The organism is Salibaculum griseiflavum (assembly GCF_003129565.1).
In the GTDB taxonomy this organism is placed as follows: Bacteria; Pseudomonadota; Alphaproteobacteria; order Rhodobacterales; family Rhodobacteraceae; genus Salibaculum; species Salibaculum griseiflavum.
The window spans coordinates 53,946-79,379 of sequence record NZ_QETF01000007.1 but is presented as its reverse complement, the minus strand read 5'-3'; the positions used below and the strand labels follow the sequence as shown (position 1 = coordinate 79,379).

The window sequence follows — 25,434 nt, the reverse complement described above, 5'->3', positions numbered from 1 at the left end:
GGCGTGTTTCACGTGAAACATTCGAGCTATGACGTGATAGTAGTCGGTGGAGGGCATGCGGGCGCCGAGGCGGCCCATGCTGCCGCACGCATGGGTGTATCGACGGCCTTGGTCACCTTGTCGGTGAACGGTATCGGGGTGATGTCCTGTAACCCGGCGATCGGTGGACTTGGGAAAGGCCACCTGGTCCGCGAGATCGACGCGATGGATGGCGTGATGGGTCGGGTTGCTGATTTCGCGGGGATCCAGTTTCGCCTTCTTAATCGACGCAAGGGACCCGCCGTTCAAGGGCCACGCACGCAGGCGGACCGGGCGCTTTACCGTAAGGCGATGCTTGACGAGACGATGCGTCAGCCGGGGCTCGACATCATCGAGGGAGAGGCTGTCGACCTTATCGTCAAAGACGGGCAAGCGCGAGGAGTGGTCCTGGGAGATGGAAGTGAGGTTCCGGCAAAGCGGGTCGTTTTGACCACCGGAACTTTTCTCCGAGGGATCATTCATATTGGGGATGAACAACGCCCCGCGGGACGAATGGGCGAGAATCCCTCTGTCCGACTTGCGGAAAGACTGGATCATCTTGGTCTGGAGCTTGGCCGCCTGAAGACTGGAACTCCACCACGTTTGGACGGGCGGACGATCGATTGGAATGGCCTTGATCGCCAGGAGGCTGATCTTGACCCCGTCTTGTTCAGCTTCCTGCATGACAAACCTTTCGCGCGCCAGGTCGCTTGCGGGATCACGCACACGAATGAAAAAACGCATGATATCATTCGGCGAAACCTGGATCGGTCGGCAATGTATGGCGGCATGATCGAGGGTGTTGGGCCGCGCTACTGCCCGTCGATAGAAGACAAGGTCGTGCGGTTCGAGGGTAAGGAGTCGCATCAGGTCTTCCTGGAGCCGGAGGGCCTCGACGATAACACCGTCTATCCGAATGGTATTTCGACGTCGCTGCCGGCTGAGGTGCAGGAGGAATACGTTCATTCGATGGCCGGATTGGAAAACGCTCGTATTCTGCAGCCTGGTTACGCGATCGAGTACGACTATGTTGATCCGCGCAGTCTTACCTCACATCTTGAGCTCCAGGCGTTGCCCGGGCTTTACCTTGCCGGACAGATCAATGGAACGACGGGGTATGAAGAGGCCGCCGCTCAGGGGCTTGTCGCTGGCCTTGCGGCCGCTGCGATGGTTCAGGAGAAGGAGCCGATCCAGTTTGATCGCGCGAATTCCTATATCGGGGTGATGGTGGATGATTTGGTGACCCGCGGTGTTACCGAACCCTATCGCATGTTCACCTCGCGCGCTGAATACCGTCTTGCTCTTCGCGCTGACAATGCCGATGCCCGACTCACAGAGATTGGACGGGCGGCAGGATGTGTTGGTGATCAAAGATGGTCGGTCTTTGAGGAGAAGTCCGAGGCGATTTCAGATTTGACCGATCTGTTGCGCGAAACCATTGTCAGTTCGCGGGAATTGGCGGGCGCCGGGGTCAAGGTCAATCGTGATGGGCCCAAGCGATCTCTTTTCGACGCCTTGTCGATCAGCGGGACTGAGTTTCAAGACATCGTCGGCTTTCTCGATGATGAATTGCGACCGGCGAATGCGAAGATCATCAAGCAAGTCGCCACGAACGCACTTTATCATCACTATCTGGAGCGGCAGCAGAAAGACGTGGCGCTGCTCCGCAAGGACGAGGCGCTGAAATTGCCGACTGATCTCGACTACGAAGGGCTGCCGGGCCTCTCTGGCGAATTGGCGGTCAAGCTGCAGCGCATTCGGCCGGAAACCATTGCGCAAGCGAGCCGGATCGAGGGCATGACTCCGGCGGCCCTGACGTTGCTGGTCGCTCTGATCCGGAAGCGCGAAGCCCGAACGATAGCCTCCTGATGGGACCGCTTGGCATTGCAGGACTTGATGTTTCACGTGAAACATCCGAAAAGCTTGAGGCCCTCGCTGCACTGACGCTGAAATGGACCAACAAGATCAACCTGATCTCGCGCTCAACGCGCGAGGACATTCAAGACAGGCATATCCGGGATTCCGCGCAGCTTTATCTCCTCGCGCCAACCTCGTGGATCAGCTGGACAGATCTTGGTAGCGGCGGTGGCTATCCCGGACTTGTGATCGCTACCCTGGCCTCTGGCCAGCAAAGGGTCACGCTTGTCGAAAGTGATGCCCGCAAGTGCACCTTTCTTAGAACGGCCATTCGTGAGCTTGACCTGCCAGCCAGCGTCGTTAATGAAAGGATAGAGAACGCCAACCTTGTCTCGTCCGATGTTGTGTCGGCACGCGCCTTGGCGCCGCTGGAAAGCCTGCTCACCTATACGGAACACCTTTTGAAAAAGGATGGAGTTGCCCTTTTTCCCAAGGGACGCGGCTATCTCGATGAAATCGCGGCGGCGCATCGAAATTGGGCCTTTGAGCACGAAGCGCTTCCCAGTATCACTAGTCCTGACGCCCGCATCCTCCGACTCTCAGGGATAAACCGACGTGGATCTTAGCCGAACAACTGACCCAAAGATCATTGCCATCGCCAACCAGAAAGGCGGGGTCGGCAAGACGACGACGGCGATCAATCTTGGCGCGGCGCTTGCACGGTCTGGCAGGCGTGTCCTGCTGGTTGATCTTGATCCACAGGGCAACGCGTCGACTGGCCTTGGGATGGATGACCGGGATGTGACGACATATGACCTCATCCTGGGAGATGCGACGCCGGGTGAATCAGCCCAGTCAACAGGCGTCGAAAACCTTCTGCTGATCCCGGCAACAACTGATCTGAGCTCGGCAGATATCAATCTGATCTCCAACGAAAAACGAAGCTTCGTGCTGCATGATGCGCTGCGGCAGCCTTCGATGGATGATTTGCACCTGGATTACATCCTGATCGACTGCCCGCCGTCTTTGAACATCCTGACGGTCAATGCCATGGTTGCGGCGCATTCTGTTGTCGTTCCCTTGCAGAGCGAATTCTTCGCACTTGAGGGCCTGTCGCAGTTGATGTTGACCATCCGAGAAGTGCGCCAGGCCGCGAATCCGTCCTTGCGTATCGAAGGTGTGGTGTTGACGATGTATGATAAACGCAACAACTTGTGTCAGCAGGTTGAGCTGGATGCGCGCGAGAATCTGCAGGACCTTGTTTTCAAGACGGTCATCCCGCGAAATGTGAGGCTGAGCGAGGCGCCCTCTTATGCTCTACCGGTGATGGATTACGATCCCAGTTCCAAGGGCAGTCAGGCCTATTTGGGGCTGGCGCAAGAGATCATGGCACGAGAGGTGCCCGCGGCGGAAAGGCGGACAGGATGAGCGAGAACAAGACACGGGCAAGGGGTCTCGGGCGCGGTTTGTCATCGCTCATGTCCGATGTGGTGACACAGGAGCCGACCGCGACTGACGGCCCTGTTTCGAAAACCAATCCCGATCGTACCGTTCCCATAGAACGCATTCGGCCGAATCCCGAGCAGCCACGGCGCAGTTTCGACGAGGGCGCTCTTGCGGAGCTGGCAGACTCGATCCGGGCGAAGGGGGTCATTCAGCCCTTAATCGTCCGTGAGACTGACGACTCCATGTACGAGATCGTAGCCGGCGAACGCCGCTGGCGTGCCGCTCAAAAGGCCGGTCTGCACGAGCTTCCGGTTCTCGTGCGTGATTTGTCCGACACCGAGGTGCTGGAATTCGCCATTATCGAGAATATTCAACGCGCTGACCTGAATGCCGTGGATGAGGCGACCGGTTATCGCCAGCTGATGGACCGCTTTGATCGCACCCAGGAAGATATCGCGTCCGCGCTGGGGAAGAGCCGCAGTCACATTGCTAATCTCCTCCGCCTGCTCACCCTGCCCCAGGACGTTCAGGCTTTCGTGGTTGACGGGCGACTATCTGCCGGGCACGCCCGTGCGCTGGTTGGCAAGGAAAACGCCTTGGATCTCGCGCGCAAGATCATCAAGGATGGTCTGTCCGTGCGGCAGGTCGAGAAGCTCGCATCAGCGAAACGCAAGAACAAAGCGCCGCAGCCCCAAGCCGTGGAGAAAGACGCGGATACCAAACAGATCGAAAAGGAATTGGCGGCACATCTTGGAATGCCCGTCCAGATCGATCACGCATCCGGTGCAGAGAACGGCAAGCTCACGCTGAAATACCGCGATCTCGCTCAGCTTGATGATTTGCTTAGGCTGTTGTCGGGCGGCTGATCGGCAAACAGGCGGCTCAACACGGCATTCAGAAGCGGGCGGCCCGCCGGGGTCAGGCGTAGCCTGTCATTCACCTTTTCAATCAGCCCAATTTCTTTTAAGTAATTGATATTATTAGAAAAAATATCTGTTTCGCGAGGCGTGATTTCAATACCCTCAACCAGCCTCAACCCCATCAGGAAACGCTCTTGGCACATTTCGCTTTCAGATAGCGCGACGCGAGTCTCCGCGCTGGCCTGATCCACTGCCGATAGCCAAGCCTGAGGGCTTTTCTGTGCCTCGGTCGACCACCGCTGTCCGTCCAGTGTCAACCGGCCATGCGCACCAGGACCGATACCAGCATAGTCCCCACCCATCCAATAGATCAGATTGTGGCGGCTCTCCTGTCTCGGTCGGGCATGGTTAGACACTTCATATGCCGGCAGGCCGGCCCTCTCGGTCATGCCTTGCGTTACATCCCAAAGATCGGCGCCCAGATCCTCATCCGGCAGGCCGCGAAGCCCGCCCCGCGCGAACCTGTCACCGAAAGCCGTCCCGGGCTCGATGGTCAGTTGATAGAGCGAAAGATGCATCGGCTGGAAGTCCAGCGCGCGTGCGAGTTCGGCCGACCACATTTCGATGTCTTGGTCCTGACGGGCATAAATGAGGTCGAAACTGACCCGGTCGAAAACGGATCGTGCGATATTCAACGCGTCGAGCCCTTCACGTGCGGTGTGAAGCCGGCCGAGGCGCCGCAGATCCGTATCGTCGAGCGCCTGCAGACCGAGCGAAACCCGATTCACGCCCGCAGACCGATACGCGGAGAATCTGGACGCCTCGACTGACGTCGGGTTGGCCTCCAACGTGATTTCCACATCGTTTTCGAACCGCCAGTTTCGTTGAACCCTGTCCAGGATCCGGTCAACGGTTCGCCCATCCATCAGGCTTGGTGTCCCCCCACCGAAGAAAACCGATCGGAGAACCCGGTCCGACGTTTCCTCGGCGACCCGATCCAGTTCCTTCAGGTAGGCAGAGGTCCAGGAGTCCTGGTCGATCTTTGCCCAGACATGAGAATTGAAATCGCAATAGGGGCACTTTGCCTGACAGAATGGCCAATGAATATAAAGGCCGAACCCGAGGTCAGGCAAAGCAGCCCTCGATGAGTTTTTCAAAAGCCCGCGCACGGTGGCTGATCCGGTTCTTTTCCCAGCGGTCCATTTCTCCGAACGTCAGGTCATAGCCATCGGGCTGAAAGATCGGATCGTACCCGTGCCCCTGGACGCCCCGCATCGGCCAGACGATCCGGCCGGGCATGACTCCCTCGAAAACCTCGTCATGCCCGTCGGGCCAGGCCAGCACCAGGGTGCACCGGAACTGTGCGAGCCGAGGTTCTGGCGCGTTGCGCGCGTTAAGCTCGTTCCAGGTGCGCGTCATGGCGCGATGAAAGTCGCGTCCATTGGGCCCCTCTGCCCAATCGGCGGTATGCACACCCGGCGCGCCGTCCAGCCCATCCACCGTGATACCACTGTCATCGGCCAATGCCGGCAGGCCCGTCGCCTTGACCCCGGCATGTGCCTTGATCCGTGCATTGCCAACAAAGGTCGTTTCTGTTTCGTCCGGCTCTGGCAGGCCGTGATCGGCATTTGACGAGACGGTCACACTGAAAGGCGCCAAAAGATCGGCGATCTCTTCCAGCTTGCCCTGGTTATGGGTCGCAACCAAAAGGTCCCGGCCCTGGAATCTCCGCGTCACCCCAAGGCCTCCATCTGCGCCCGGCCCAGTTCCGCGACGCCTTTTTGTGCGAGTCCCATCAATTGGTCCATCTGGTCCCGCGAAAAGGTCGACCCCTCTGCCGACATCTGCACTTCGATCATCTTCTCGCCGGTCATGACGAAGTTTCCATCCACGCCCGCTTCGCTATCCTCGGGATAATCCAGGTCAAGAACGGGCTGACCGGCATAGATCCCGCAGCTGACTGCCGCGACCGGTATTTCGAGGGGGTCATGGCTCAATTCCCCGGCCTTGATCAGCTTCTGTACTGCGAGTTTCAAAGCAACCCAGCCGCCGGTGATCGCCGCACAGCGCGTGCCGCCATCCGCCTGGATCACGTCGCAATCCACGGTGATCTGACGCTCGCCCATCGCGACCCGATCGGTTCCAGCCCGCAGGCTGCGGCCGATCAGGCGCTGGATTTCGACGGTGCGGCCGCCTTGTTTGCCTGCGGTGGCCTCGCGCCGCATGCGGCTCCCGGTGGAACGGGGCAACATCCCGTATTCCGCCGTGACCCAGCCCAGCCCCGAGCCCTTTATGAAGGGCGGAACCCGTTCCTCGATCGACGCCGTGCAAAGGACATGCGTGTCCCCGCATCGGATCAGGCAGGACCCCTCCGCGTGTTTCGTCACACCGGTTTCGATTGAAATCGGCCGCATCTCGTCCAAATTACGTCCAGAGGGTCGCATGATAACATCCTTGTTCCGTTCCGGGTCGGGATACGCGCCCTGCCCGGCAATTCCAACCCCGATTGACCTTGCTGGACTGCCGCATTTAATGTGACCGACCGAACCCAGAGACAGTGGAATGGCCGAGCAAACACCATCCATAACCGAACTCAACGAACGCTCGCGCGAAGTCTTTCGCCGGGTGGTAGAGGGCTACCTTGATACCGGTGCTCCAGTCGGGTCCCGAACGCTGACCCGAGCCCTGACCGAGAAAGTCAGCGCAGCGACGATCCGCAACGTGATGCAGGATCTCGAATTTCTCGGACTTCTGGACAGCCCGCATGTCAGCGCCGGCCGTGTCCCGACAGAACTTGGCTTGCGCATGTTCGTCGACGGATTGCTCGAGGTCGGAGAGATGGATGGCCAGGACCGCGCCCGCATCGATGAAACACTTGGCGGGAACGATCAGGATGTCTCCACCGCGCTGGACCGGATCGGCTCTGCCCTGTCCGGCGTGACCCATGGGGCGAGCCTTGTTCTCACACCGAAACACGAAGCCCCGATCAAGCACATAGATTTCGTCAACCTCGGGCCGGATCGGGCGCTTGTCGTGCTCGTCTATGCCGATGGCCATGTCGAAAACCGCGTATTCACCCCGCCGCCGGGGCAAACCCCATCCTCGATGCGGGAAGCGGCCAATTTCATCAACGCCATCGCAGAGGGCCGCACCCTCGCAGAGCTCAGCAAAGCCATCGCCCGAGAGATCGACAAACGCCGTCAGGAGATCGACTCACTGGCGCGCGAGCTGGTCGAAAGCGGCGCTGCGATCTGGGAGAATCCGGGCGAATCATCCGAACGTCTGATTGTCCGTGGCCGCGGAAACCTGATCTCGGACCAAGACGAAACCGATCTGGACCGCATTCGCGTCCTGTTCGATGACCTCGAGCGCAAGCAGGACATCGTCGATTTTCTCGATCTCGCGGAAACCGGAGAGGGCGTGCGCATTTTTATCGGCTCCGAGAACAAGCTTTTCTCACTTTCGGGTTCATCTTTGGTGGTGTCTCCTTATATGAACGCTGACCGAAAGATCGTTGGCGCCGTTGGCGTCATCGGGCCGACCCGACTGAACTATGGACGGATCGTGCCGATTGTGGATTACACCGCGCAGTTGGTGGGGCGACTGATCTCCAACCGCGGATAGGAAGGCGACTATGAGCACAGCGAAACCAGAAGAGCAGATTTCCGACGACACCATGGAAGACATGGCCGACGAGCCGATGTCCCTGGATGAATTGGCCGAGGAAGGCGACGAGATCGAGGCGCTGCGCGCAGAGAACGCCGAGTTGAAAGATGCCTATATTCGCGCCTTGGCCGATGCGGAAAACACCCGCAAGCGGGCCGAGCGTGATCGCCGCGAGGCCGAGAATTACGGTGGTTCCCGCCTCGCGCGGGATCTGCTCCCGGTCTATGACAACCTCGAACGCGCCTTGCGCCAGGACGGGGACGATGTCAGCGAATTCGACAAGGCCCTGCTCGAAGGTGTTCAGCTGACCATGCGCGAGCTGCTCAAGGTTTTTGAAAAACACGGGATTACCCCGATCCAGCCCGAGCTGGGCGACAAGTTCGATCCCCAAAGCCACGAGGCGATGTTCGAAGCGCCGGTGCCCAACACCAAGGCGGGCGACATCATTCAGGTCTCTGCCACGGGATTCATGTTGCACGATCGCCTTCTTCGCCCCGCGCAGGTTGGCGTCAGTTCGACTCCGGCGTCGTAAGCGCCTTCAGCTCGTAAACCAGGTCCAGCGCTTCCCGCGGCGTCAAGTTGTCGGGAAGCACCCCTTTGAGTCTCTCCTCGACTTCCGACTCGGTCGCAGGCGTCGGTGAAGGTGCCGACGGCGTTGCGGAAAACAGCGGTAGCTCGTCGATCAAGCTGTCCGGACCGCGCCCGGTTTCCCGTTCTCCCTTTTCCAGCATCTCCAGAACCACCTTGGCGCGTTCGACAACCTGGGCCGGCAGGCCGGCCAGGCGGGCGACCTGCACACCGTAGCTGCCTTCAGCCGTGCCGCGCTTCACCTCATGCAGGAAGACCACCTCACCTTCCCATTCCTTGACCCGAACCGTCGCGTTCTCGACCCCCTCCAAACGCGCCGAAAGCGCGGTCAATTCGTGGTAATGCGTGGCGAACAGGCTGCGGCAGCGGTTCACCTCATGCAAATGCTCCAGGGTCGCCCAAGCGATGGACAGACCATCATACGTCGATGTTCCACGTCCAATCTCATCGAGGATGACAAGGGCGCGGTCGTCCGCCTGGTTCAGGATTGCCGCCGTTTCGACCATCTCGACCATGAAGGTCGAGCGCCCACGCGCCAGGTCGTCAGAGGCCCCCACCCGGCTGAAAATCTGGCTGACCAACCCGATATGGGCAGATGTTGCCGGCACGAACGATCCGGTCTGTGCCAGCGCCGCGATCAAGGCGTTCTGGCGGAGAAACGTCGATTTACCCGCCATGTTCGGCCCGGTCAGAAGCCAAACCGATTGTTCGGTCAGATTGCAGTCATTGGCGACGAAGGGCGTGCCGTCCTTCTTGAGGGCCGCCTCGACAACCGGGTGGCGTCCGCCGATGATCTCGAAGTCCCGGGTGTCGTCTACCACTGGGCGCGTCCAGCCCTCCTCGCGCGCCAGCTTCGCCAGGGCCGAGATGACGTCCAGCTCGGCGAACGCGCGTGCTAGGGCAGAAATACGCGCCGCCTCCTCGAGAATACGGTCTTTCAAGCTGGAATAGAGCCGCTTTTCGATTTCCAGAACCCGACCCCCGGCATTGAGGATGCGGGTTTCAAGCTCACTCAGTTCCAGGGTTGTGAACCGCACCTGGTTCGCCGTTGTCTGCCGGTGAATGAAGGTCTCCGACAATGGCGGCTCCATCATCTTCTTGGCATGGGTCGAGGTGGTTTCGATGAAGTAGCCCAGAACGTTGTTATGCTTGATCTTGAGAGAGGCGATGTCCGAAAGTTTCGCATAGTCCGTCTGCAATCCGGCGATCACAGACCGTCCCTCGTCCCGTAATTTGCGGAACTCGTCCAGCTCCTCGTCGTAGCCAGCCGCGATGAAAGCGCCGTCACGGGTCAGAAGGGGCGGCTCGGCGACCAGAGCCGCTTCAAGATGTTCCCCGATCTCTTCAAGCCCGACAAGTCCGGCGCGCGCATGTCCCAGGATGTCGGGCATCTGTTCCGGCAGAAGGTCGTGCAGCGCGCGCGCGGCGGCGATGGAATTCCGGATCGCCGCCATGTCGCGTGGCCCACCACGATCCAGCGCCAGTCGGGACAGAGCACGATCGAGGTCATGAACGGATTTCAGAGCCTCACGGACATCTTCGAAGAGTGCCGGCTGCTCATGGGCAAATTCGACACTGTCCAACCTCGACTGCACTGTTTCAAGGGATCGGGACGGGGCGGACAGACGCCGCTCCAGCAGCCGTGCACCGGGCGAGGTGATCGTCTTGTCGATCGCGCCCAACAAGGAGCCGGCCCGCCCCCCTGTCATCGAATTGGTCAATTCCAGTGAGCGCCGGGTGGCGGCGTCGATCTGCATTGCGCCGTCGCGGTATTCCTTGACCGGCGGCCGGAGCAACGGCAGCTTCCCCTTCTGGGTGATCTCCAGATACTCGACCACGGCGGCAAGGGCTGCGATCTCGTGCCGGTCGAAGCTGCCAAATCCGTCAAGTGACTCGACCGAGTAGAGCCTGCACATGCGTGAAAGGCCGTTTGTGCTGTCGAAAGCCGCGCTTCCGAGCACCGTCAACGACGCGCCGGACTCTTCGATGATCTGCCCGAACTCACCCTCACCGCTTTCCGAAACCAACACCTCGCGCGGGGCAAGCCGGGCCAGTTCGGGGCCTAGGGCCACTGGCGCGCAGGTCATGACCGACAGGCTGCCCGTTGAAATATCGGCCCAAGCCAAAGCCGATTGCCCACGAACCTGGGCATAGGCGGCGAGGAAATTATGACGGCGTGCATCGAGCAGGCTTTCCTCGGTCAAGGTGCCCGGTGTCACCAGCCGCACGACCTCGCGTTTGACGACAGCCTTCGATCCCCGCTTTTTTGCTTCGGCGGGGTCTTCCATCTGCTCGCAGACCGCGACCCGGAAGCCCTTGCGGATCAGGGTCAACAAGTAGCCTTCGGCGGAATGCACAGGCACGCCGCACATGGGGATGTCTTCACCCAGGTGTTTGCCGCGCTTGGTCAGGGCGATATCCAACGCCTCGGCCGCCGCCACGGCGTCGTCGAAAAACAACTCGTAGAAATCGCCCATCCGATAAAACAACAGGGCATCGGGATGGCCTTCCTTGATCTCCAGGAATTGCGCCATCATCGGTGTGACACTGGCCGATTTGTTGCTCATTCATCCCCCCGGATACCTGCCCGCCGAACCTAACCAGCGGATGTTAGCGACGAAAGTCGAAAAGAGACCGGTTGCGGGGCCAACCGCCTATCCCTTAAAGCTTCTTGCGCTGAACGGGAGGAACCACATGGCCAAGCACCGCATCACGCGCGAGGAAGCGCTGCAATTCCACATCGAACCCACGCCGGGCAAGTGGGAGGTGCAGGCCACAGTTCCAATGACGACGCAGCGGGACTTGTCGCTGGCCTATTCCCCAGGTGTGGCCGTGCCCTGCGAGGAAATCGCCGCCAACCCGGAGACCGTTTATGACTACACCAACAAGGGCAATCTTGTTGCCGTGATTTCCAACGGCACAGCGGTTTTGGGTCTCGGCAACCTGGGCGCGTCCGGGTCCAAACCGGTGATGGAGGGCAAGTCGGTCCTGTTCAAACGGTTCGCTGATGTGAACTCCATCGATATCGAGCTGGATACCGAAGACCCTGACGAATTCTGCAAGGCCGTGCGCCTGATGGGGCCGACCTTTGGCGGCATCAACCTTGAGGACATCAAGGCGCCCGAGTGTTTCATCATCGAACAGCGTCTCAAGGAAGAGATGGACATTCCCGTCTTCCATGACGACCAGCACGGCACCGCCGTGATATGCGCCGCCGGCCTGATCAACGCGCTGCACCTGTCCGGCAAGAAGATCGAGGATTGCCGCATTGTCCTCAACGGCGCCGGTGCCGCCGGGATCGCCTGTATCGAGCTGCTCAAGGCGATGGGCGCGCGGCATGAAAACTGCGTCGTCTGTGATACCAAAGGCGTGATCTACCAGGGCCGGACCGAGGGCATGAACCAGTGGAAATCGGCCCACGCGATCAAGACCGACCTGCGCAGCCTCGAAGAGGCGATGAAGGGCGCCGACGTTTTCCTGGGCGTGTCGGTCAAGGGGGCCGTGACGCATGAGATGGTCGAGAGCATGGCGGATAACCCTGTCATCTTCGCCATGGCGAACCCCGACCCGGAAATTACCCCCGAAGAGGCGCAAGCCGTTCGCGTGGATGCCATCGTCGCCACCGGTCGCTCGGACTATCCCAACCAGGTGAACAACGTCCTGGGCTTTCCCTACCTGTTCCGAGGCGCACTGGATATTCATGCGCGTGCCATCAACGACGAGATGAAGATTGCCTGCGCTCACGCCCTCGCCCGTCTTGCCCGTGAAGATGTGCCCGACGAGGTCGCTATGGCCTATGGGCGCAAACTGACCTTCGGTCGCGATTATATCATTCCGACGCCCTTTGATCCGCGCCTTATCCACGTGGTGCCACCCGCCGTGGCCCGTGCCGGGATGGAAACGGGTGTGGCCCGGCGACCCATCGTGGACATGGACGGCTACGAGGAATCGCTGAAAACCCGGATGGACCCGACCGCGTCGATCCTGCGCGGGATCAATGCCCGCGCCCGCAAGAACCAGTCCACCGTCGTTTTCGCCGAGGGCGATGACCCGCGCGTGTTGCGCGCCGCCGTGTCGTATCAACGGGGTGGATATGGCCGGGCGCTGGTCGTGGGTCGCGAACAGGACGTGAAACAAAAGCTGGAGGCCGAGGGGCTGGGCGATGCCGTGCGCGAACTGCGCGTGGTGAATGCGGCGAACACCGACTACCTCGATACCTATAAGGACTTCCTCTACGAACGGCTTCAGCGCAAGGGCCATGACCGGCACGACATCCACCGCCTTGCCGCGCGCGATCGGCACGTGTTCTCGGCGCTGATGCTGGCGCATGACCATGCCGATGCCATGGTCACCGGCGCAACCCGCAAATCGGCGCATGTGCTGGAACTGATCAATCACGTTTTCGACGCCAGCCCGCAGGACGGTGCTGTTGGTGTCTCGGCAGTCTTGAACAAGGGGCGGATCGTCCTGATCTCGGATACGCTTGTTCATGAGTGGCCGGACGAGAACGACCTTGCCGTCATCGCCGAGCGCGGCGCCTCGGTCGCGCGCGACCTCGGCTTGGAGCCGCGTGTCGCCTTCCTGTCTTTCTCGACCTTCGGCTATCCGGTTTCGGAACGCGCGACCAAGATGCACATGGCCCCCAAGGTCCTGGACGCACGCGGCGTGGATTTCGAATACGAAGGCGAAATGACCGTCGATGTCGCCCTGAACCCCAAGGCGATGGAGCAATATCCGTTTTCGCGCCTGACCGGCCCGGCAAATGTCTTGGTGGTGCCGGCGCGGCACTCCGCCTCGATCTCGGTCAAGCTGATGCAGGAAATGGCCGGGGCGACCGTGATCGGCCCGATCCTTTCGGGGATCGACCGGCCGATCCAGATCTGCTCCACCACCGCAACGGTGAATGACATCCTGAACATGGCCGTTCTGGCGGCCTGCAAGGTCGGCTGATGACCGTCTGGAACCTCGGCTCGATCAACGCGGATTTCATCTATCAGGTGCCGCATCTGCCCGGGCCGGGCGAAACGCTCAGCTCGACCGACCGGCAGGTTTTCCTCGGCGGCAAGGGGACGAACATGTCTGTCGCCGCCGCACAGGCGGGGGCGCATGTTTCTCATATCGGAGCAGTGGGTCCGGACGGGCGCTGGGCCGTGGACCGGCTGATGGAATACGGCGTCGATACGCGCCATATCGCCCAGGTCGAGACCGAGACCTGCCAGGCGATGATCTTCGTTGATCCGGATGGTGAGAACATGATCGTGCTCCATCCCGGGGCCAACATGAAGATCCCGCCAGAAATCCTCGAACAGGCTCTGACTCGCGCGGAAACGGGTGATTGGCTGGTCATGCAGAACGAAACCATCCTGCAGCCCGAGGCCGCTACCTTGGCCAGCAAAATGGGGTTGAAGGTGGCATATGCGGCGGCGCCGTTCGACGCCGAGAAGGTGCAGGCGGTGCTGGACCATCTCGATCTGCTTTTCCTGAACGCGGTTGAGGCCCAACAACTGGAAGAGGCGACCGGGACATCCCCGGCCAAATTGCCCGTGGAGAACGTGATCGTCACCCAGGGAGGTGATGGAGCCACATGGTTCGGTCCCGATGGACCGGTGCATGTCGCGGCGCTGCAGGTTGAGCCGGTCGATACGACCGGTGCGGGCGACACCTTTACCGGCTATGTTCTGGCGGGGTTGGATCGTGGCATGCCCATGGCGCAGGCCATGGGTCTGGCAAACACGGCGGCGGCCCTTATGGTCATGCGCCACGGCACCGCCGACGTGATCCCCGACCTGGCAGAGGTTCAGTCCTTTCGCGCCTAGTTCACGAACGGCGCGTCGTTCCCCCAGAGCTGCCGAATGCGTGCATCGCGGCCGCAGGCGTCGCGGTAGAACTTGTATGCCTCTTCCATGGTCTTGATGCCGCGCCGGGTAATCACGCGGTCCTGTCCGCGATAATAGTTCTGGTGGTAATCTTCGGCCTCGTAGAAAGGCCCGGCATCGAGAATGGGCGTTACAATGGGTTGCCCCAACTCGGACTCGGCGGCGGCCTTGGCGGCGACCGCCGCGGCGCGTTCCGCCGGATCAGAGACGAAAATCGCCGTGCGATAGCTTTCGCCGCGATCGCAGAACTGGCCGCCGGCATCGGTTGGGTCGATCGAACGGAAGAACAGATCATAGAGTTGCCGCGCCGAGACGCGGTCGGCGTCGTAGCGGATTTCCACCGCCTCGTAATGGCCGGTCCCGCCCCGGGTCACCTGTTTGTAGGTGGGGTTCGCAACCGTTCCGCCGGTATAGCCCGACACCACCTCCTCGACACCCGCCACCTTTTCGAAATCCGCCTCGACGCACCAGAAGCAGCCGCCCGCCACGGTGAGAACCTGCAAGTCGCGTGCCTGGGCCGAACCGGCATGCACGATCCAGCCCAGCATGATTGCGATCATCAGAACGGCGGTCTTCAAGTTGCGACTTGGGCGGGTCATGTCGGAAACTCCTTTGATCGCAGCATGCGCAGCCAACGGGCGGCGCCGCAATTCAAGCGCCCGTGAAGTCACGGGGTCGTGAAAGAGAGGGCGTCCTGTCATACGTTCAAATTCGGGCTTGGATTGGGCGCATCGCCCCCCTAGCCTGCCGGAATGGACGAGAAAGTAACCACACATCAGGCGCAAGACGACGCGCGCAACGATGACATCCTGGTCTGGGTGGACGGGCAGATGAGGCCACGCGCCGAGGCCACGGTATCGGTTTTCGATTCCGGCTTCATGCTGGGGGATGGCGTTTGGGAGGGGCTGCGCCTCTATGACGGGCGCTGGGCCTTTCTGGACGAGCATATCGACCGGCTGTTCGAGGCGGCCAAGGCCATCGATCTGGATATCGGTATGGGCCGGGATGAGGTGATTTCGGCCCTATTAGAGACGCAAAATGCCAATCACATGACCACCGATGCCCATGCCCGGCTGATGGTGACGCGGGGGGTCAAGAGCCGCCCGTTCCAGCACCCTTCGCTTTCGCGGCAGGGGCCCACGATGGTCATCATCATGGAGCATTCCAAGCCCAAGATCCCGCGCCCGATCCGTCTGGCCACGGTGCCGCATATGCGTGGGCTGCCGATGACCCAGGATCCGAAGCTGAACAGCCATTCCAAGCTGAATTGCATCCTGGCCTGTATCGCCGCCGAGAAGGCAGGCGCGGACGAGGCCTTGATGCTGGATGTGCACGGCTTCGTGAATACGACCAATGCCTGCAACTTCTTCATCGTTCGTAAGGGTGAAGTCTGGACCAGCACCGGGGATTACTGCATGAACGGTATCACGCGGGCCAAGGTGATCGAGCTGTGCAAAGCCAACTCGATCCCCGTCTTCGAGCGCAATTTCTCTCTGGTTGATGTCTATGGCGCGGACGAGGCGTTCCTGACCGGGACGTTCGGCGCCCAGACACCCGTGGCCGAAGTTGATGGCCGGATCATAGGAACCGGCGACATGGGCCCGATGACCGAGCGCATCAGAGCCCTCTACAAGGACCTGATCGAGACTGATCAGTCCCAAAACACATGAAATTGGCAGTTTGGAGTGGCCCACGGAACCTTTCGACCGCGATGATGTATGCCTTCGCCAACCGGGCGGATTTCACGGCCGTGGACGAGCCGTTTTATGCCGCATACCTGGCCAGGACGGGTCTTGCACATCCCATGCGCGACGAGATCTGCGCGTCGCAGCCTACTGACCCCGCGCAGGTCGTCGAGGCCCTGACACGCGGCCAGTCGTACGGGACGAAGCATCATTATCAGAAGCACATGGCGCAGCACATGATCCCGGGAATGCCTCGGGACTGGATCGAGACCGTGACGAACGTGTTCCTGATCCGCCATCCCGCCCGCGTGGTGGCGAGCTTTGCGGCGAAATATGATGACCCGACTCTTGCCGATATCGGCTTCGTTCAGCAGGTGGAGCTGTATGAGCAACTTGCCGCACGCGGGCAATCGGCGGTTGTTATCGACAGTGCCGATATCCGGCAGAGCCCGGAAAACGCGCTCAGGGCCTTGTGCGCCGAGGTCGGCCTGGCGTTCGACCCGGCCATGCTGGCGTGGGATATGGGGCCGAAACCGTGCGATGGGGCATGGGCGCCGCACTGGTATGGATCGGTTCATGCCAGCACAGGATTTGCCGGCGCTGAAGGGCCGTTGCCGAAACTTTCAGGGCCTGCCGCCGCCCTGGCAGAGGCGGCGATGCCCTATTATGAGACATTGTTCGCGGTGGCGTTGCGTCCCTAGGCGTTCACATCCACGACGACCCGGCCTTTGACCTGGCCCTTGAGGATATCGGCGCCAAGCCTTGGCAGATCGGCCAGTGTCGCGGGCTGAACCATTGCCTCGAGCTTGTCCATTGGCAGGTCGCTCGCGATGCGTTGCCAGGCCCGAACCCGGTTTTCATAGGGCTGCATAACGCTGTCGATCCCCAGCAGGTTCACGCCCCGCAGGATGAAGGGGGTAATCAGCGCCCCTTCAATCGCCGCGCCGCCGGCAAGACCGATGGCGGCGACGGACGACCCGTATTGCATCTGCTTGAGCACCCGGCCCAGCATGGCGCCGGCAACCGCATCGACCGCCCCGCCCCAGCGTTCCGCCTCCAGCGGTTTGCGCGTCACCTCGGTCAGCTCGTCGCGGGCCACGATCTCGGAGGCGCCAAGGCCCTTGAGGTAGTCTGCCTGTTCCGGCCGCCCGGTCACGGCGGCAACATCATGGCCCAGCTTGGCAAGAATCGCGGTGGCAACCGACCCGACACCGCCGGCGGCCCCGGTGACGAGGATCGGCCCATCCTTGATGCCCTGGTCCTCAAGCGCCATCACGGCCAGCATCGCGGTCAGCCCCGCGGTGCCCACGGCCATGGCCTGCCGGGTGTCCAGCCCCTCGGGCAGCGGCACCAGCCAATCGGCCTTGACGCGGGCCTTTTTGGCATAGCCGCCCCAATGCACTTCACCCACGCGCCAGCCGGTCAGAACGACCTTGTCGCCGGGCTTGTAGCGATCGTCGTCCGAGGACTCGACGGTTCCGGCAAAGTCGATACCCGGGACATGCGGATAGTGCCGGACAAGACCGCCGCCGGGCCCGATGCACAGCCCATCCTTGTAATTCACCGTCGAGTAATCGACCGCGACGGTCACGTCGCCATCGGGCAGCTGGTCTTCGGAGATTTCCTCGACCGCGGCGGCGGTCTTGCCTGTCTCTTCGTCCTTGCGAACGATCAATGCGTGGAACATGAACTCTCCCCTCGGGCTGGTGACTTTGTCGACTCGGTGCGGGTCCAGCATCGAGCTAAAACCGGGCAAGGATCAATCCCTGACTGGCCTATTCGGCATGATGGCAGGCGACGCGGGTATCACCGATATGGCGCATTTCTGGCCGCTCGGTCTTGCAACGCTCTGTCGCCAGCGGGCAGCGCGGATGAAAGGCGCATCCAGGCGGCGGATTGATCGCATCCGGAATCTCGCCCTTGGGTGGGTCAACCTCGCGCCCGAAGGCATCCATCTTGGGAGCCGCGTCGAAAAGCATCTGCGTATATGGATGCTTGGGATCGTTGAACAACTTGTCGCGCGGTGCCTCTTCGACCAACCGGCCCAGGTAGAGCACCCCGATCACGTCGGCCATGTGCTGCACCACGGTCAGGTCATGGCTGATGAACAGGTAGGTCAGGCCGAGGTCTTCGCGCAGGTCGGACATCAGGTTGAGAACCTGGCTTTGGACGGACACGTCAAGCGCCGAGGTCGGCTCGTCACAGACGATGATGCGTGGTTCCGAGGCCAGCGCGCGGGCGATACAGATCCTTTGCCGTTGCCCGCCCGAGAATTCATGCGGGTATTTTCCGGCATCGGCAGCGGACAAACCGACCTGTTCCAGAAGTTTTTCGGCCAGACCGTTCGTCTTTCCACCCTTGGCCGCGACTGGCTCCTCGATAATGTCCCGCACCCGCCAGCGCGGGTTGAGCGAGGCGAACGGGTCCTGGAAAATCATCTGGATATCGTCGCGCACCGCCTCGATCTTCTTCGCGTCGGTCTCGGTGGCGAGATCCACGCCCTCGATTTCGACCGACCCGGCACTGGGCGGGACAAGGCCGACGATGATCTTGCCGATGGTGGATTTGCCCGAGCCGCTTTCCCCGACAAGGGCATAGACGCTGTTTTCCGGAACATCGAAGCTGACATCCGAAACGGCGGTCAGCAGGGCACGGGGCAGGCGTTCGATCACGCGGTTCAACCAGGGCTTCGATACATCGAAGACACGGGTCAGGTCGCGAACGGAGATCAGCGCGCTCATGCGGACACCTCTTGCTTGGCGGTCAGCGGGAACCAGCAGGCCGCGCGCCCGTCGCAGCGGTCAAGCGTTGGCCCCGGTTCCTGCCGGCACTTGTCCTGTGCGAATTCGCAGCGGGGATGAAAGGCACAGCCGGTCGGAAGGGCGCCAAGCCTAGGCATGGAGCCGGGGATCTGCCGCAGTCGTTTCCGCCCCTGGCTGGCAAGCGGCGTCGAGGCCATCAGCCCGGCCGTATACGGGTGCCGCGCCTGGGTCAGAACCTCGCGCACCGGGCCAAGCTCGGCCAGCCGCCCGGCATACATGACGGCCACCCGGTCGGCGGCCTCGGCGATCACGCCCATATCGTGCGTCACCAGCATCACGGCGACGCCACGTTCCCGGCACAACCTCTTCAGCAGGGCAACGATCTGAGCCTGCACGCTCACATCGAGCGCAGTGGTCGGCTCATCCGCGATGACCAGGTCCGGCTCGGCACAAAGCGCCAAAGCGATGACCACGCGTTGCCGCATGCCGCCGGAAAACTCGTGCGGGTAGCTGTTGATGCGCTGGGCGGCGGCGGGAATGCCGACTTCCTCCAGCGCCGCAATCGCGCGTTTTCTGGCCTCGGTCTGGCCCACCTTCAGGTGTTCAAGGATGGTTTCGGTCAGCTGATCGCCCACGGTCAGCAACGGGTTGAGCGAGGTCAGCGGATCCTGAAAAATCATCCCCATCTTCTTGCCGCGCAGCTTGCGGATCGCGTCGCGCTTGAGGCCCTGGATGGGTTGACCCGACAGAAGGATTTCCCCCGACACGATCCGGGCGGGACGGTCCAACAAGCCGATCACGGCATTGCCGGTCATGGACTTGCCGGCGCCGGATTCGCCTACGACGCCAAGGATTTCGCCCGCATGGATGTCGTAGCTGACATTGTCCACGGGGCGCAGGACGCCGTGGCGCGTGGGGATTTCCACGACAAGGTCGCGGACGGAAAGAACGGGTGTGTCTGTCATCTCAGCCTCGGGTTCAGAGCGTCGCGCAGCCAGTCGCCCAGCAGGTTGATGGAAAGGGCCAGCGCCAGAAGGGCGAGGGCCGGGAAGAACAGGATCCACCATTCTCCCGAGAACATGAATTCCTGTCCGATGCGGATCAGCGTGCCCAGCGACGGCTTCGTCGGCGGTGCGCCGACACCGAGGAAGGACAGGGTCGCCTCGGCGATGATCGCCAGTGCCAGCGAGATCGTGGCGATGACCAGAACGGGGTTCAGAACGTTGGGTAGGATGTGGCGCAGCATGATCGCGAAGGGCGATCGACCGATCAGGCGGGCGGCCTGCACGTATTCCTTGCTTTTTTCCACCAACGTCGCACCGCGCACAACGCGGGCGAATTGCACCCAGTCGGAAAGGCCAATGGCCAGGATCAGCACCCAGATCGCCATCTGGTCACGGTATTCCGGTGGTGTGATCCCCTTGGCGATGCCGAAGATCAGCATGGCGACAAGGATCGCCGGAAAGGTCAGCTGCACATCGGCCACCCGCATGATGATCGACTCGACCCAGCCGCCCAGGTATCCGGCCAGAAGGCCGAGCGTCACCCCGATGACCATGGCAAGCATGACGGCGGCGAAGCCCACGAAGAGAGAGATCCGCATTCCATAGAGGATGGTCGAAAACACGTCGCGTCCCTGGTCATCGGTGCCCAACAGGAACGTATCGCCAGTAAAGGCATTCGCCTGTCCCGGCGGGGTAAAGCCGTTCATCAGGTTCAGCGTGGCCGGGTTGAACGGATCATGCGGCGCAATCAGCGGGGCCAGCACCGCCGCAAGGATCAGCACCAGCACGACGAAAGAGGAAATGATCGCCACCGGCGCGTGCCGGAAGGACCAGGCGAAATCGCTGTTCCATGCGCGGCGCAGGCGGCTTTGGGGGGCGGGGGCCGGTGTGTCGGACATGCTAGTGTCCTCCTTGCGTGCGGTCCGCGCGCAGGCGCGGATCGATGGCGAAATAGAGCATGTCGACGATCAGGTTGATGCCCACGAACATGACAGAGATCAGCATCAGGTAGGCGGCCATGACAGGAATATCGACGAACTGGATCGCGTTGATGAACAGCAGGCCGACACCAGGCCACTGGAACACTGTTTCGGTGATGATCGCGAAGGCGATGATACTGCCCAGCTGAAGCCCGGTAATGGTGATCACGGGCACCAGCGTGTTCTTGAGCGCGTGCCGGAAATTGATCGCGCGTTCGCGAATGCCTCGGGCCCGGGCGAAGCGGATATAGTCCATTCGCAACACCTCCAGCATCTCGGTTCGGACCAGGCGCATGATAAGGGTCATCTGGTAAAGCCCCAGGGTGATTGCCGGCAGGATCAGGGCTTTCAGGCCGCTTTCGGTCAGGAAACCTGTGGTCCACCAGCCGAGATCCGTAACCTCGCCGCGCCCGAAACTGGGCAGCCAGCCCAGCTCGACCGAGAAGAGATAGATCAACAGAATGCCGATCAGGAACGTGGGCAGCGACACGCCGATCAGCGAGGCGGTCATGATGATGTTGGCCGACAGGCCGCGCCGGCGAATGGCAGTGAAGATGCCCAGGGCGATGCCCCCTGCCAGGGCCATCAGGCCCGAGACGAAAGCCAGCTCCAGCGTCGCCGGCAGCCGTTCGATCAGGATCTCGGAAACCGGGCGCCCCTGACGATAGCTCAGCCCGAAATTGCCTTGCACCGCCTGTTCGAGGAACCGCCAGTATTGCACGACGAACGGTTGGTCGAGGCCCAGCTGTTCCCGCAGCCGCTCGATATCGGCCTGGGTGCGTTCCTGTCCCAGCATGTTGTCGATCGGATCACCGACAAAGCGGAACATCGAAAAGGCGACAAGCCCCACGACGAAAAGCACCAGTATGGACTGCGCCACGCGGCGGATGATGTAGGCAAGCATGTGCTGGGGTCCCCGGAAAAAGCCGCCCCGCGATCCACAGGATGCAGGGCGAAAACGGGCGGCACCCGTGGTGCCGCCCGCCTGTTGGGTCGGATCAGTTCATTTCGAAGAACTTGAACTTCGGGTCGTCCTCGGGGCTGACCTCGATCCCGACGGCGTCGGTCATCCCCCAGTTCAGAACCTGGTGGTGGATCGGCAGGTACAGCGTTTCTTCCTGAACCACGTTCCAGATCGACGCGATCGCCTCGTTACGGGCGTCCAGGTCGGTCTCGGAGGCCAGCGAGACGATCATCTCGTCAAGCTCGGGGTTCGAGTAGCCGGTGTTGTTCCAGCTACCACGCTCGTCGCCGCGAGTGTGCACCAGGAAGTTGAAGATGTATTCCGAGTCGTAGGTCGGAACGCCCCAGCCGAGCATGTAGAAGTCGGTCTCGGCATTGGTGATCAGCGGGAAGTGCTGCGCCTTGGGCTTGGCATCGAGGTTCACAGTGATGCCGATCTGCGCCATCATGCCCACGGCCGCCTGGCAGATCGCTTCGTCATTGATGTAGCGATCGTTCGGGCAGTCCAGCTGGATCGAGAAGCCGTCACCGTAACCGGCATCGGCCATCAGGGCCTTGGCGGCTTCGACATCGGTTTCCACCGCGTCCATTTCAGCTGTCCAGCCATTGACGAATGGCGGTGCGATCATGCCGGCGGGCTGGGATTGCCCACGCATGACAACCTGCTGGATGGCCTCGCGGTTGATGGCGATGTTCATCGCTTCGCGCACGCGGGCATCGGCCAGCGGGTTGGCGCCCTCGACGTCGTCATTTGCCAGGTCATCGGCGCCCATGTTCATGCCGAAGAAGATGACGCGGTTCTGGGGCGCGGTCTTGACGACCAGGCCCTCGGTATCGGCGACACGGCCAAGGTCCTGCACAGGAACGTCCTGGATGAAGTCCACCTCGCCCGACAACAGCGCGGCGACGCGGGTCGCGGCGTTCTGGATCGGGGTATAGATGATCTCGGTCACCTCCATGGGGAATTGGTCCATGCCCCAGTAGTCTTCGTTCTGGGTCAGGACCGTGCGAACGTCAGGTTCGCGGCTGACCAGCCGATAGGCGCCGGTGCCGTTGGCGTTGGTCGCTGCGAAGGTCTGTTCACCGCCTTCCACGTCCTGCACGTCGACCGCATCGTTCGCTTCGGCCCAGCCCTTGTCCATCATGAACAGGTTGGTCAGGTTCGCCGGAAGGATCGGGTTCGGCCCGTCGGTGACCATCTCGACGGTGTAGTCGTCCACCGCGCGCACCTCGATGACCGAGGACAGCAGTTCCTTCATGTTGGAATTCTCGGATTTCGCCCGGTTGATCGAGAACACCACGTCCTCGGCGGTGAAGTCCGCGCCGTCATGATATTTCACGCCTTCGCGCAGCTCGAACACCCATACGCTGGGATCGTCGGCGCTGGGCGCCCAGGAGGTCGCCAGCGTGGCCTGCGGCGCGCCGGTCATGTCGCGGATGATCAGCGGTTCGTAAATCTGGTGGGCCAGCGTGTGAGTCGGCCCTTCGTTCTGGGCATGGGGGTCGAGCGTAAGGGAATCGCCCGCCCGCGCCCAGCGCAGGGTTTCGGCCGAGGCGCCGATGGCTGTGGATGCCAAGAGGGCCGCGGTAAGAATACCGGTTTGGAATTTCATGTTTTACTCCCTGGTTTGATTGAGCGGCGGCCTTGTTCCGGCCGCGCTGCCATCCCTGACCTTAAGGTGATTTCCGCGGGACAGACAAGCCGCCTGTCCGGGCTGACGTATCGTCAAGCTGGTCGCGCCAGTGTTGTGCCCTTCTGTATTGGGCTTTGCCAAAGAATGAGGCCTGTCGCGCAAGCTCGGTCAGACTGGAAAAGTCCCGCCTTGCAACGCGAATCGCATCATGTCGCGCCGTTGAAAATCTGATCCTGATGATCCGCCAAGTAGATTTTCAACCAAGGCGTGAACTGTTCGGGCGTTCTGACCACCTCGGATCGCAACGTCGGAAGAGAGATCCAGCGATGTGCCATGACTTCATCTGGGTTTGGCCTGACCGACAGGTCGGCCGTTGCCCGCCCGACGAAGACATCGACGACCTCGTGTTCGATCATGCCACCACCCACATCGGCGCGGTATTCGACCTGACCCCGATGATCGAGTGCGACCCCTGTAATCCCCAACTCTTCGTCGAGTCGGCGGTTTGCGCAGTCGACGGACACTTCCCCCCATTCCGGATGGGTGCAGCAGGTGTTCGCCCACAAGCCGGGCGTATGATATTTCGATAGCGCCCGGCGCTGTATCAGAACGTTGTCGCCATCCAGCAGGAAGACGGACACGGCCTTGTGCCGCAGCCCTTGCACATGGGCTTGCAGCTTTTCGACCGGGGTCAGCTTTCCATCAATCCAGGCTGGAATCAGGGTCGCCATGCGGTGCCCTGCCCCGTCAGCCTTTCAGCCGGTTGTTCCGGGCTGCGAGCAGTTTCAGCCGCAGCGCATTCAGTTGGATGAACCCGGCGGCATCTTTCTGGTCATAAGCCCCGGCGTCGTCCTCGAAGGTCACATGCGCCTCGGAATAGAGGCTGTGATCGGACCAGCGGCCGACGCAGGTGGCCGAGCCCTTGTAGAGTTTGAGCCGGACGGTGCCCGTCACGTGTTCCTGGCTGTGGTCGATGGCGGCTTGCAGCATCTCGCGCTCGGGCGAGAACCAGAACCCGTTATAGATCAGTTCCGCATAGCGCGGCATCAGGCTGTCTTTCAGGTGCCCCGCCCCGCTGTCCAGCGTGATCTGTTCCATCCCGCGATGCGCTTCCAGCAGGACGGTGCCGCCGGGGGTTTCATAGATGCCGCGAGACTTCATGCCGACAAAGCGGTTCTCGACGAAGTCCAGCCGCCCGATCCCGTGCTTGCCGCCCAGTTCGTTCAGCTTGGTCAGGATCGTCGCCGGCGACATCGCTTCGCCATTGATGCTGATCGCATCGCCCTTCTCGAACCCGACCTCGATGAATTCGGGGGTATCGGGGGCCTCTTCAGGATGCACGGTGCGCTGGTAGACGTAGTCGGGCGCCATTTCGGCGGGGTCTTCCAGCACCTTGCCTTCGGACGAGGTGTGCAAAAGGTTCGCATCCACGCTGAACGGCGCCTCGCCGCGCTTGTCCTTGGCGATCGGAATCTGGTTCTTCTCGGCGAAGTCCAGCAGCTTGGTCCGGCTGGACAGGTCCCATTCACGCCAAGGCGCGATGACCTTGATGTCAGGGTTCAGCGCATAGGCAGAAAGCTCGAACCGAACCTGGTCGTTGCCCTTGCCGGTTGCCCCGTGGGAGACGGCATCAGCCCCGGTTTCGGCGGCGATCTCGACCAGGCGCTTGGAAATCAGTGGCCGTGCGATGGAGGTGCCCAACAGGTATTGCCCCTCGTAAAGCGCATTGGCGCGGAACATCGGGAAGACGAAGTCGCGCACGAATTCCTCGCGGATGTCCTCGATATAGATGTTCTCGGGCTTGATCCCCAGCATCACGGCCTTTTCGCGGGCCGGTTCCAGTTCTTCGCCCTGCCCCAGGTCGGCGGTGAAGGTTACGACCTCGCAGCCGTATTCCGTTTGCAGCCACTTGAGGATGATCGAGGTATCGAGGCCACCGGAATAGGCCAGAACAACTTTCTTGGGGGCGGACATGAAGCTCTCCGTTCTTGGTCGGCGCGGAGGTATCCGGTTTTTGGTGCAGGGGCAAGCTGACCCGAGCCAAGAAGAAAGGGCCGCGCCAATCGGCACGGCCCTTCATGTTCGGAAAGGCTAT

At 61.4% G+C, this 25,434-nt stretch carries 23 protein-coding genes; 10 read left to right on the top strand and 13 right to left on the bottom strand.

The window, feature by feature from the left end:
- Positions 1-3 precede the first annotated feature (3 nt).
- The 4 genes from mnmG to DFK10_RS08415 are packed head-to-tail and all read left to right on the top strand — an operon-like array spanning position 4 to position 4,187.
- Positions 4-1,887, top strand: a complete 1,884-nt coding sequence (gene mnmG, locus DFK10_RS08430) for a tRNA uridine-5-carboxymethylaminomethyl(34) synthesis enzyme MnmG (protein ID WP_109388584.1) — start codon at positions 4-6, stop codon at positions 1,885-1,887.
- Positions 1,887-2,501 (top strand): 16S rRNA (guanine(527)-N(7))-methyltransferase RsmG, encoded by a 615-nt coding sequence (rsmG, locus tag DFK10_RS08425; protein WP_109388583.1) that lies wholly within the window; start codon positions 1,887-1,889, stop codon positions 2,499-2,501. Before mnmG ends, rsmG begins: the two co-directional genes overlap by 1 nt.
- The gene (locus DFK10_RS08420) at positions 2,491-3,303 is read left to right on the top strand and encodes a ParA family protein (RefSeq protein ID WP_109388582.1); all 813 of its coding nucleotides are present in this window, start codon (positions 2,491-2,493) and stop codon (positions 3,301-3,303) included. The genes rsmG and DFK10_RS08420 overlap by 11 nt, the downstream gene beginning before the upstream one ends.
- A complete protein-coding gene (locus DFK10_RS08415; RefSeq protein WP_109388581.1) occupies positions 3,300-4,187 on the top strand; it encodes a ParB/RepB/Spo0J family partition protein in 888 nt (295 codons plus the stop codon). Before DFK10_RS08420 ends, DFK10_RS08415 begins: the two co-directional genes overlap by 4 nt.
- Here the strand turns inward: DFK10_RS08415 and hemW are convergent.
- The 3 genes from hemW to rph are packed head-to-tail and all read right to left on the bottom strand — an operon-like array spanning position 4,148 to position 6,625.
- Positions 4,148-5,314 carry a radical SAM family heme chaperone HemW gene (hemW, locus tag DFK10_RS08410; RefSeq protein WP_109388580.1) on the bottom strand — a complete coding sequence of 389 codons (1,167 nt, stop codon included), beginning with the start codon at positions 5,312-5,314 and terminating at the stop codon, positions 4,148-4,150. The two genes, DFK10_RS08415 and hemW, sit on opposite strands and share 40 nt — an antisense overlap.
- Positions 5,307-5,918: an RdgB/HAM1 family non-canonical purine NTP pyrophosphatase gene (gene rdgB, locus DFK10_RS08405; protein WP_109388579.1), complete on the bottom strand. Its 612-nt coding sequence runs from the start codon at positions 5,916-5,918 to the stop codon at positions 5,307-5,309. The genes hemW and rdgB overlap by 8 nt, the downstream gene beginning before the upstream one ends.
- Positions 5,915-6,625, bottom strand: coding sequence for a ribonuclease PH (gene rph, locus DFK10_RS08400; protein WP_109388578.1), 711 nt, complete (start codon positions 6,623-6,625; stop codon positions 5,915-5,917). Before rph ends, rdgB begins: the two co-directional genes overlap by 4 nt.
- A 118-nt stretch (positions 6,626-6,743) precedes the next feature.
- Between rph and hrcA the strand changes: the two genes are divergently transcribed.
- Positions 6,744-7,805 (top strand): heat-inducible transcriptional repressor HrcA, encoded by a 1,062-nt coding sequence (gene hrcA, locus DFK10_RS08395; protein WP_109388577.1) that lies wholly within the window; start codon positions 6,744-6,746, stop codon positions 7,803-7,805.
- 10 nt (positions 7,806-7,815) lie between these two features.
- Positions 7,816-8,379 carry a nucleotide exchange factor GrpE gene (locus DFK10_RS08390; protein ID WP_109388576.1) on the top strand — a complete coding sequence of 188 codons (564 nt, stop codon included), beginning with the start codon at positions 7,816-7,818 and terminating at the stop codon, positions 8,377-8,379.
- Here the strand turns inward: DFK10_RS08390 and mutS are convergent.
- The gene (mutS, locus tag DFK10_RS08385; protein ID WP_109388575.1) at positions 8,357-11,002 is read right to left on the bottom strand and encodes a DNA mismatch repair protein MutS; all 2,646 of its coding nucleotides are present in this window, start codon (positions 11,000-11,002) and stop codon (positions 8,357-8,359) included. The genes DFK10_RS08390 and mutS overlap by 23 nt on opposite strands.
- 127 nt (positions 11,003-11,129) lie before the next feature.
- On the opposite strand from mutS, the gene DFK10_RS08380 reads away from it, so the two are divergent.
- Positions 11,130-13,385, top strand: a complete 2,256-nt coding sequence (locus DFK10_RS08380) for an NADP-dependent malic enzyme (protein WP_109388574.1) — start codon at positions 11,130-11,132, stop codon at positions 13,383-13,385.
- On the top strand, positions 13,385-14,251 hold the full coding sequence (locus tag DFK10_RS08375; RefSeq protein ID WP_109388572.1) for a ribokinase: 867 nt from the start codon (positions 13,385-13,387) through the stop codon (positions 14,249-14,251). The genes DFK10_RS08380 and DFK10_RS08375 overlap by 1 nt, the downstream gene beginning before the upstream one ends.
- On the opposite strand, the gene msrA is transcribed toward DFK10_RS08375, so the two are convergent.
- A complete protein-coding gene (gene msrA, locus DFK10_RS08370) occupies positions 14,248-14,910 on the bottom strand; it encodes a peptide-methionine (S)-S-oxide reductase MsrA (RefSeq protein ID WP_109388571.1) in 663 nt (220 codons plus the stop codon). The two genes, DFK10_RS08375 and msrA, sit on opposite strands and share 4 nt — an antisense overlap.
- Positions 14,911-15,063: 153 nt before the next feature.
- On the opposite strand from msrA, the gene DFK10_RS08365 reads away from it, so the two are divergent.
- Positions 15,064-15,981 carry a D-amino acid aminotransferase gene (locus DFK10_RS08365; RefSeq protein ID WP_109388569.1) on the top strand — a complete coding sequence of 306 codons (918 nt, stop codon included), beginning with the start codon at positions 15,064-15,066 and terminating at the stop codon, positions 15,979-15,981.
- Positions 15,978-16,697: a sulfotransferase-like domain-containing protein gene (locus DFK10_RS08360; RefSeq protein WP_109388567.1), complete on the top strand. Its 720-nt coding sequence runs from the start codon at positions 15,978-15,980 to the stop codon at positions 16,695-16,697. The genes DFK10_RS08365 and DFK10_RS08360 overlap by 4 nt, the downstream gene beginning before the upstream one ends.
- On the opposite strand, the gene DFK10_RS08355 is transcribed toward DFK10_RS08360, so the two are convergent.
- From DFK10_RS08355 to DFK10_RS08320, 8 genes are all read right to left on the bottom strand, one after another.
- A complete protein-coding gene (locus DFK10_RS08355; RefSeq protein ID WP_109388566.1) occupies positions 16,694-17,683 on the bottom strand; it encodes an MDR family oxidoreductase in 990 nt (329 codons plus the stop codon). The genes DFK10_RS08360 and DFK10_RS08355 overlap by 4 nt on opposite strands.
- A gap of 88 nt (positions 17,684-17,771) precedes the next feature.
- Positions 17,772-18,737: an ABC transporter ATP-binding protein gene (locus DFK10_RS08350; RefSeq protein WP_109388564.1), complete on the bottom strand. Its 966-nt coding sequence runs from the start codon at positions 18,735-18,737 to the stop codon at positions 17,772-17,774.
- Positions 18,734-19,723, bottom strand: coding sequence for an ABC transporter ATP-binding protein (locus DFK10_RS08345; RefSeq protein ID WP_109388562.1), 990 nt, complete (start codon positions 19,721-19,723; stop codon positions 18,734-18,736). Before DFK10_RS08345 ends, DFK10_RS08350 begins: the two co-directional genes overlap by 4 nt.
- Complete coding sequence (locus DFK10_RS08340) at positions 19,720-20,661, bottom strand: ABC transporter permease (RefSeq protein ID WP_109388560.1); 942 nt, start codon at positions 20,659-20,661, stop codon at positions 19,720-19,722. Before DFK10_RS08340 ends, DFK10_RS08345 begins: the two co-directional genes overlap by 4 nt.
- A gap of 1 nt (position 20,662) precedes the next feature.
- Entirely contained in the window at positions 20,663-21,646 is a 984-nt protein-coding gene (locus DFK10_RS08335) for an ABC transporter permease (RefSeq protein ID WP_109388558.1), read from the bottom strand.
- Between the two features lie 94 nt (positions 21,647-21,740).
- Positions 21,741-23,318, bottom strand: a complete 1,578-nt coding sequence (locus tag DFK10_RS08330; protein WP_109388556.1) for an ABC transporter substrate-binding protein — start codon at positions 23,316-23,318, stop codon at positions 21,741-21,743.
- A gap of 227 nt (positions 23,319-23,545) precedes the next feature.
- On the bottom strand, positions 23,546-24,070 hold the full coding sequence (gene idi, locus DFK10_RS08325; RefSeq protein WP_109388554.1) for an isopentenyl-diphosphate Delta-isomerase: 525 nt from the start codon (positions 24,068-24,070) through the stop codon (positions 23,546-23,548).
- Between the two features lie 16 nt (positions 24,071-24,086).
- The gene (locus DFK10_RS08320; protein WP_109388552.1) at positions 24,087-25,313 is read right to left on the bottom strand and encodes an argininosuccinate synthase; all 1,227 of its coding nucleotides are present in this window, start codon (positions 25,311-25,313) and stop codon (positions 24,087-24,089) included.
- Positions 25,314-25,434 lie beyond the last annotated feature (121 nt).

Coding starts and splice junctions, on each gene's coding strand:
- rsmG (WP_109388583.1), top strand. CDS start 1,887: ATGGGACCGCTTGGCATTGCAGGACTTGATGTTTCACGTGAAACATCC.
- DFK10_RS08415 (WP_109388581.1), top strand. CDS start 3,300: ATGAGCGAGAACAAGACACGGGCAAGGGGTCTCGGGCGCGGTTTGTCA.
- rph (WP_109388578.1), bottom strand. CDS start 6,625: ATGCGACCCTCTGGACGTAATTTGGACGAGATGCGGCCGATTTCAATC.
- hrcA (WP_109388577.1), top strand. CDS start 6,744: ATGGCCGAGCAAACACCATCCATAACCGAACTCAACGAACGCTCGCGC.
- DFK10_RS08390 (WP_109388576.1), top strand. CDS start 7,816: ATGAGCACAGCGAAACCAGAAGAGCAGATTTCCGACGACACCATGGAA.
- mutS (WP_109388575.1), bottom strand. CDS start 11,002: ATGAGCAACAAATCGGCCAGTGTCACACCGATGATGGCGCAATTCCTG.
- DFK10_RS08380 (WP_109388574.1), top strand. CDS start 11,130: ATGGCCAAGCACCGCATCACGCGCGAGGAAGCGCTGCAATTCCACATC.
- DFK10_RS08375 (WP_109388572.1), top strand. CDS start 13,385: ATGACCGTCTGGAACCTCGGCTCGATCAACGCGGATTTCATCTATCAG.
- msrA (WP_109388571.1), bottom strand. CDS start 14,910: ATGACCCGCCCAAGTCGCAACTTGAAGACCGCCGTTCTGATGATCGCA.
- DFK10_RS08365 (WP_109388569.1), top strand. CDS start 15,064: ATGGACGAGAAAGTAACCACACATCAGGCGCAAGACGACGCGCGCAAC.
- DFK10_RS08360 (WP_109388567.1), top strand. CDS start 15,978: ATGAAATTGGCAGTTTGGAGTGGCCCACGGAACCTTTCGACCGCGATG.
- DFK10_RS08355 (WP_109388566.1), bottom strand. CDS start 17,683: ATGTTCCACGCATTGATCGTTCGCAAGGACGAAGAGACAGGCAAGACC.
- DFK10_RS08350 (WP_109388564.1), bottom strand. CDS start 18,737: ATGAGCGCGCTGATCTCCGTTCGCGACCTGACCCGTGTCTTCGATGTA.
- DFK10_RS08345 (WP_109388562.1), bottom strand. CDS start 19,723: ATGACAGACACACCCGTTCTTTCCGTCCGCGACCTTGTCGTGGAAATC.
- DFK10_RS08340 (WP_109388560.1), bottom strand. CDS start 20,661: ATGTCCGACACACCGGCCCCCGCCCCCCAAAGCCGCCTGCGCCGCGCA.
- DFK10_RS08335 (WP_109388558.1), bottom strand. CDS start 21,646: ATGCTTGCCTACATCATCCGCCGCGTGGCGCAGTCCATACTGGTGCTT.
- DFK10_RS08330 (WP_109388556.1), bottom strand. CDS start 23,318: ATGAAATTCCAAACCGGTATTCTTACCGCGGCCCTCTTGGCATCCACA.
- idi (WP_109388554.1), bottom strand. CDS start 24,070: ATGGCGACCCTGATTCCAGCCTGGATTGATGGAAAGCTGACCCCGGTC.
- DFK10_RS08320 (WP_109388552.1), bottom strand. CDS start 25,313: ATGTCCGCCCCCAAGAAAGTTGTTCTGGCCTATTCCGGTGGCCTCGAT.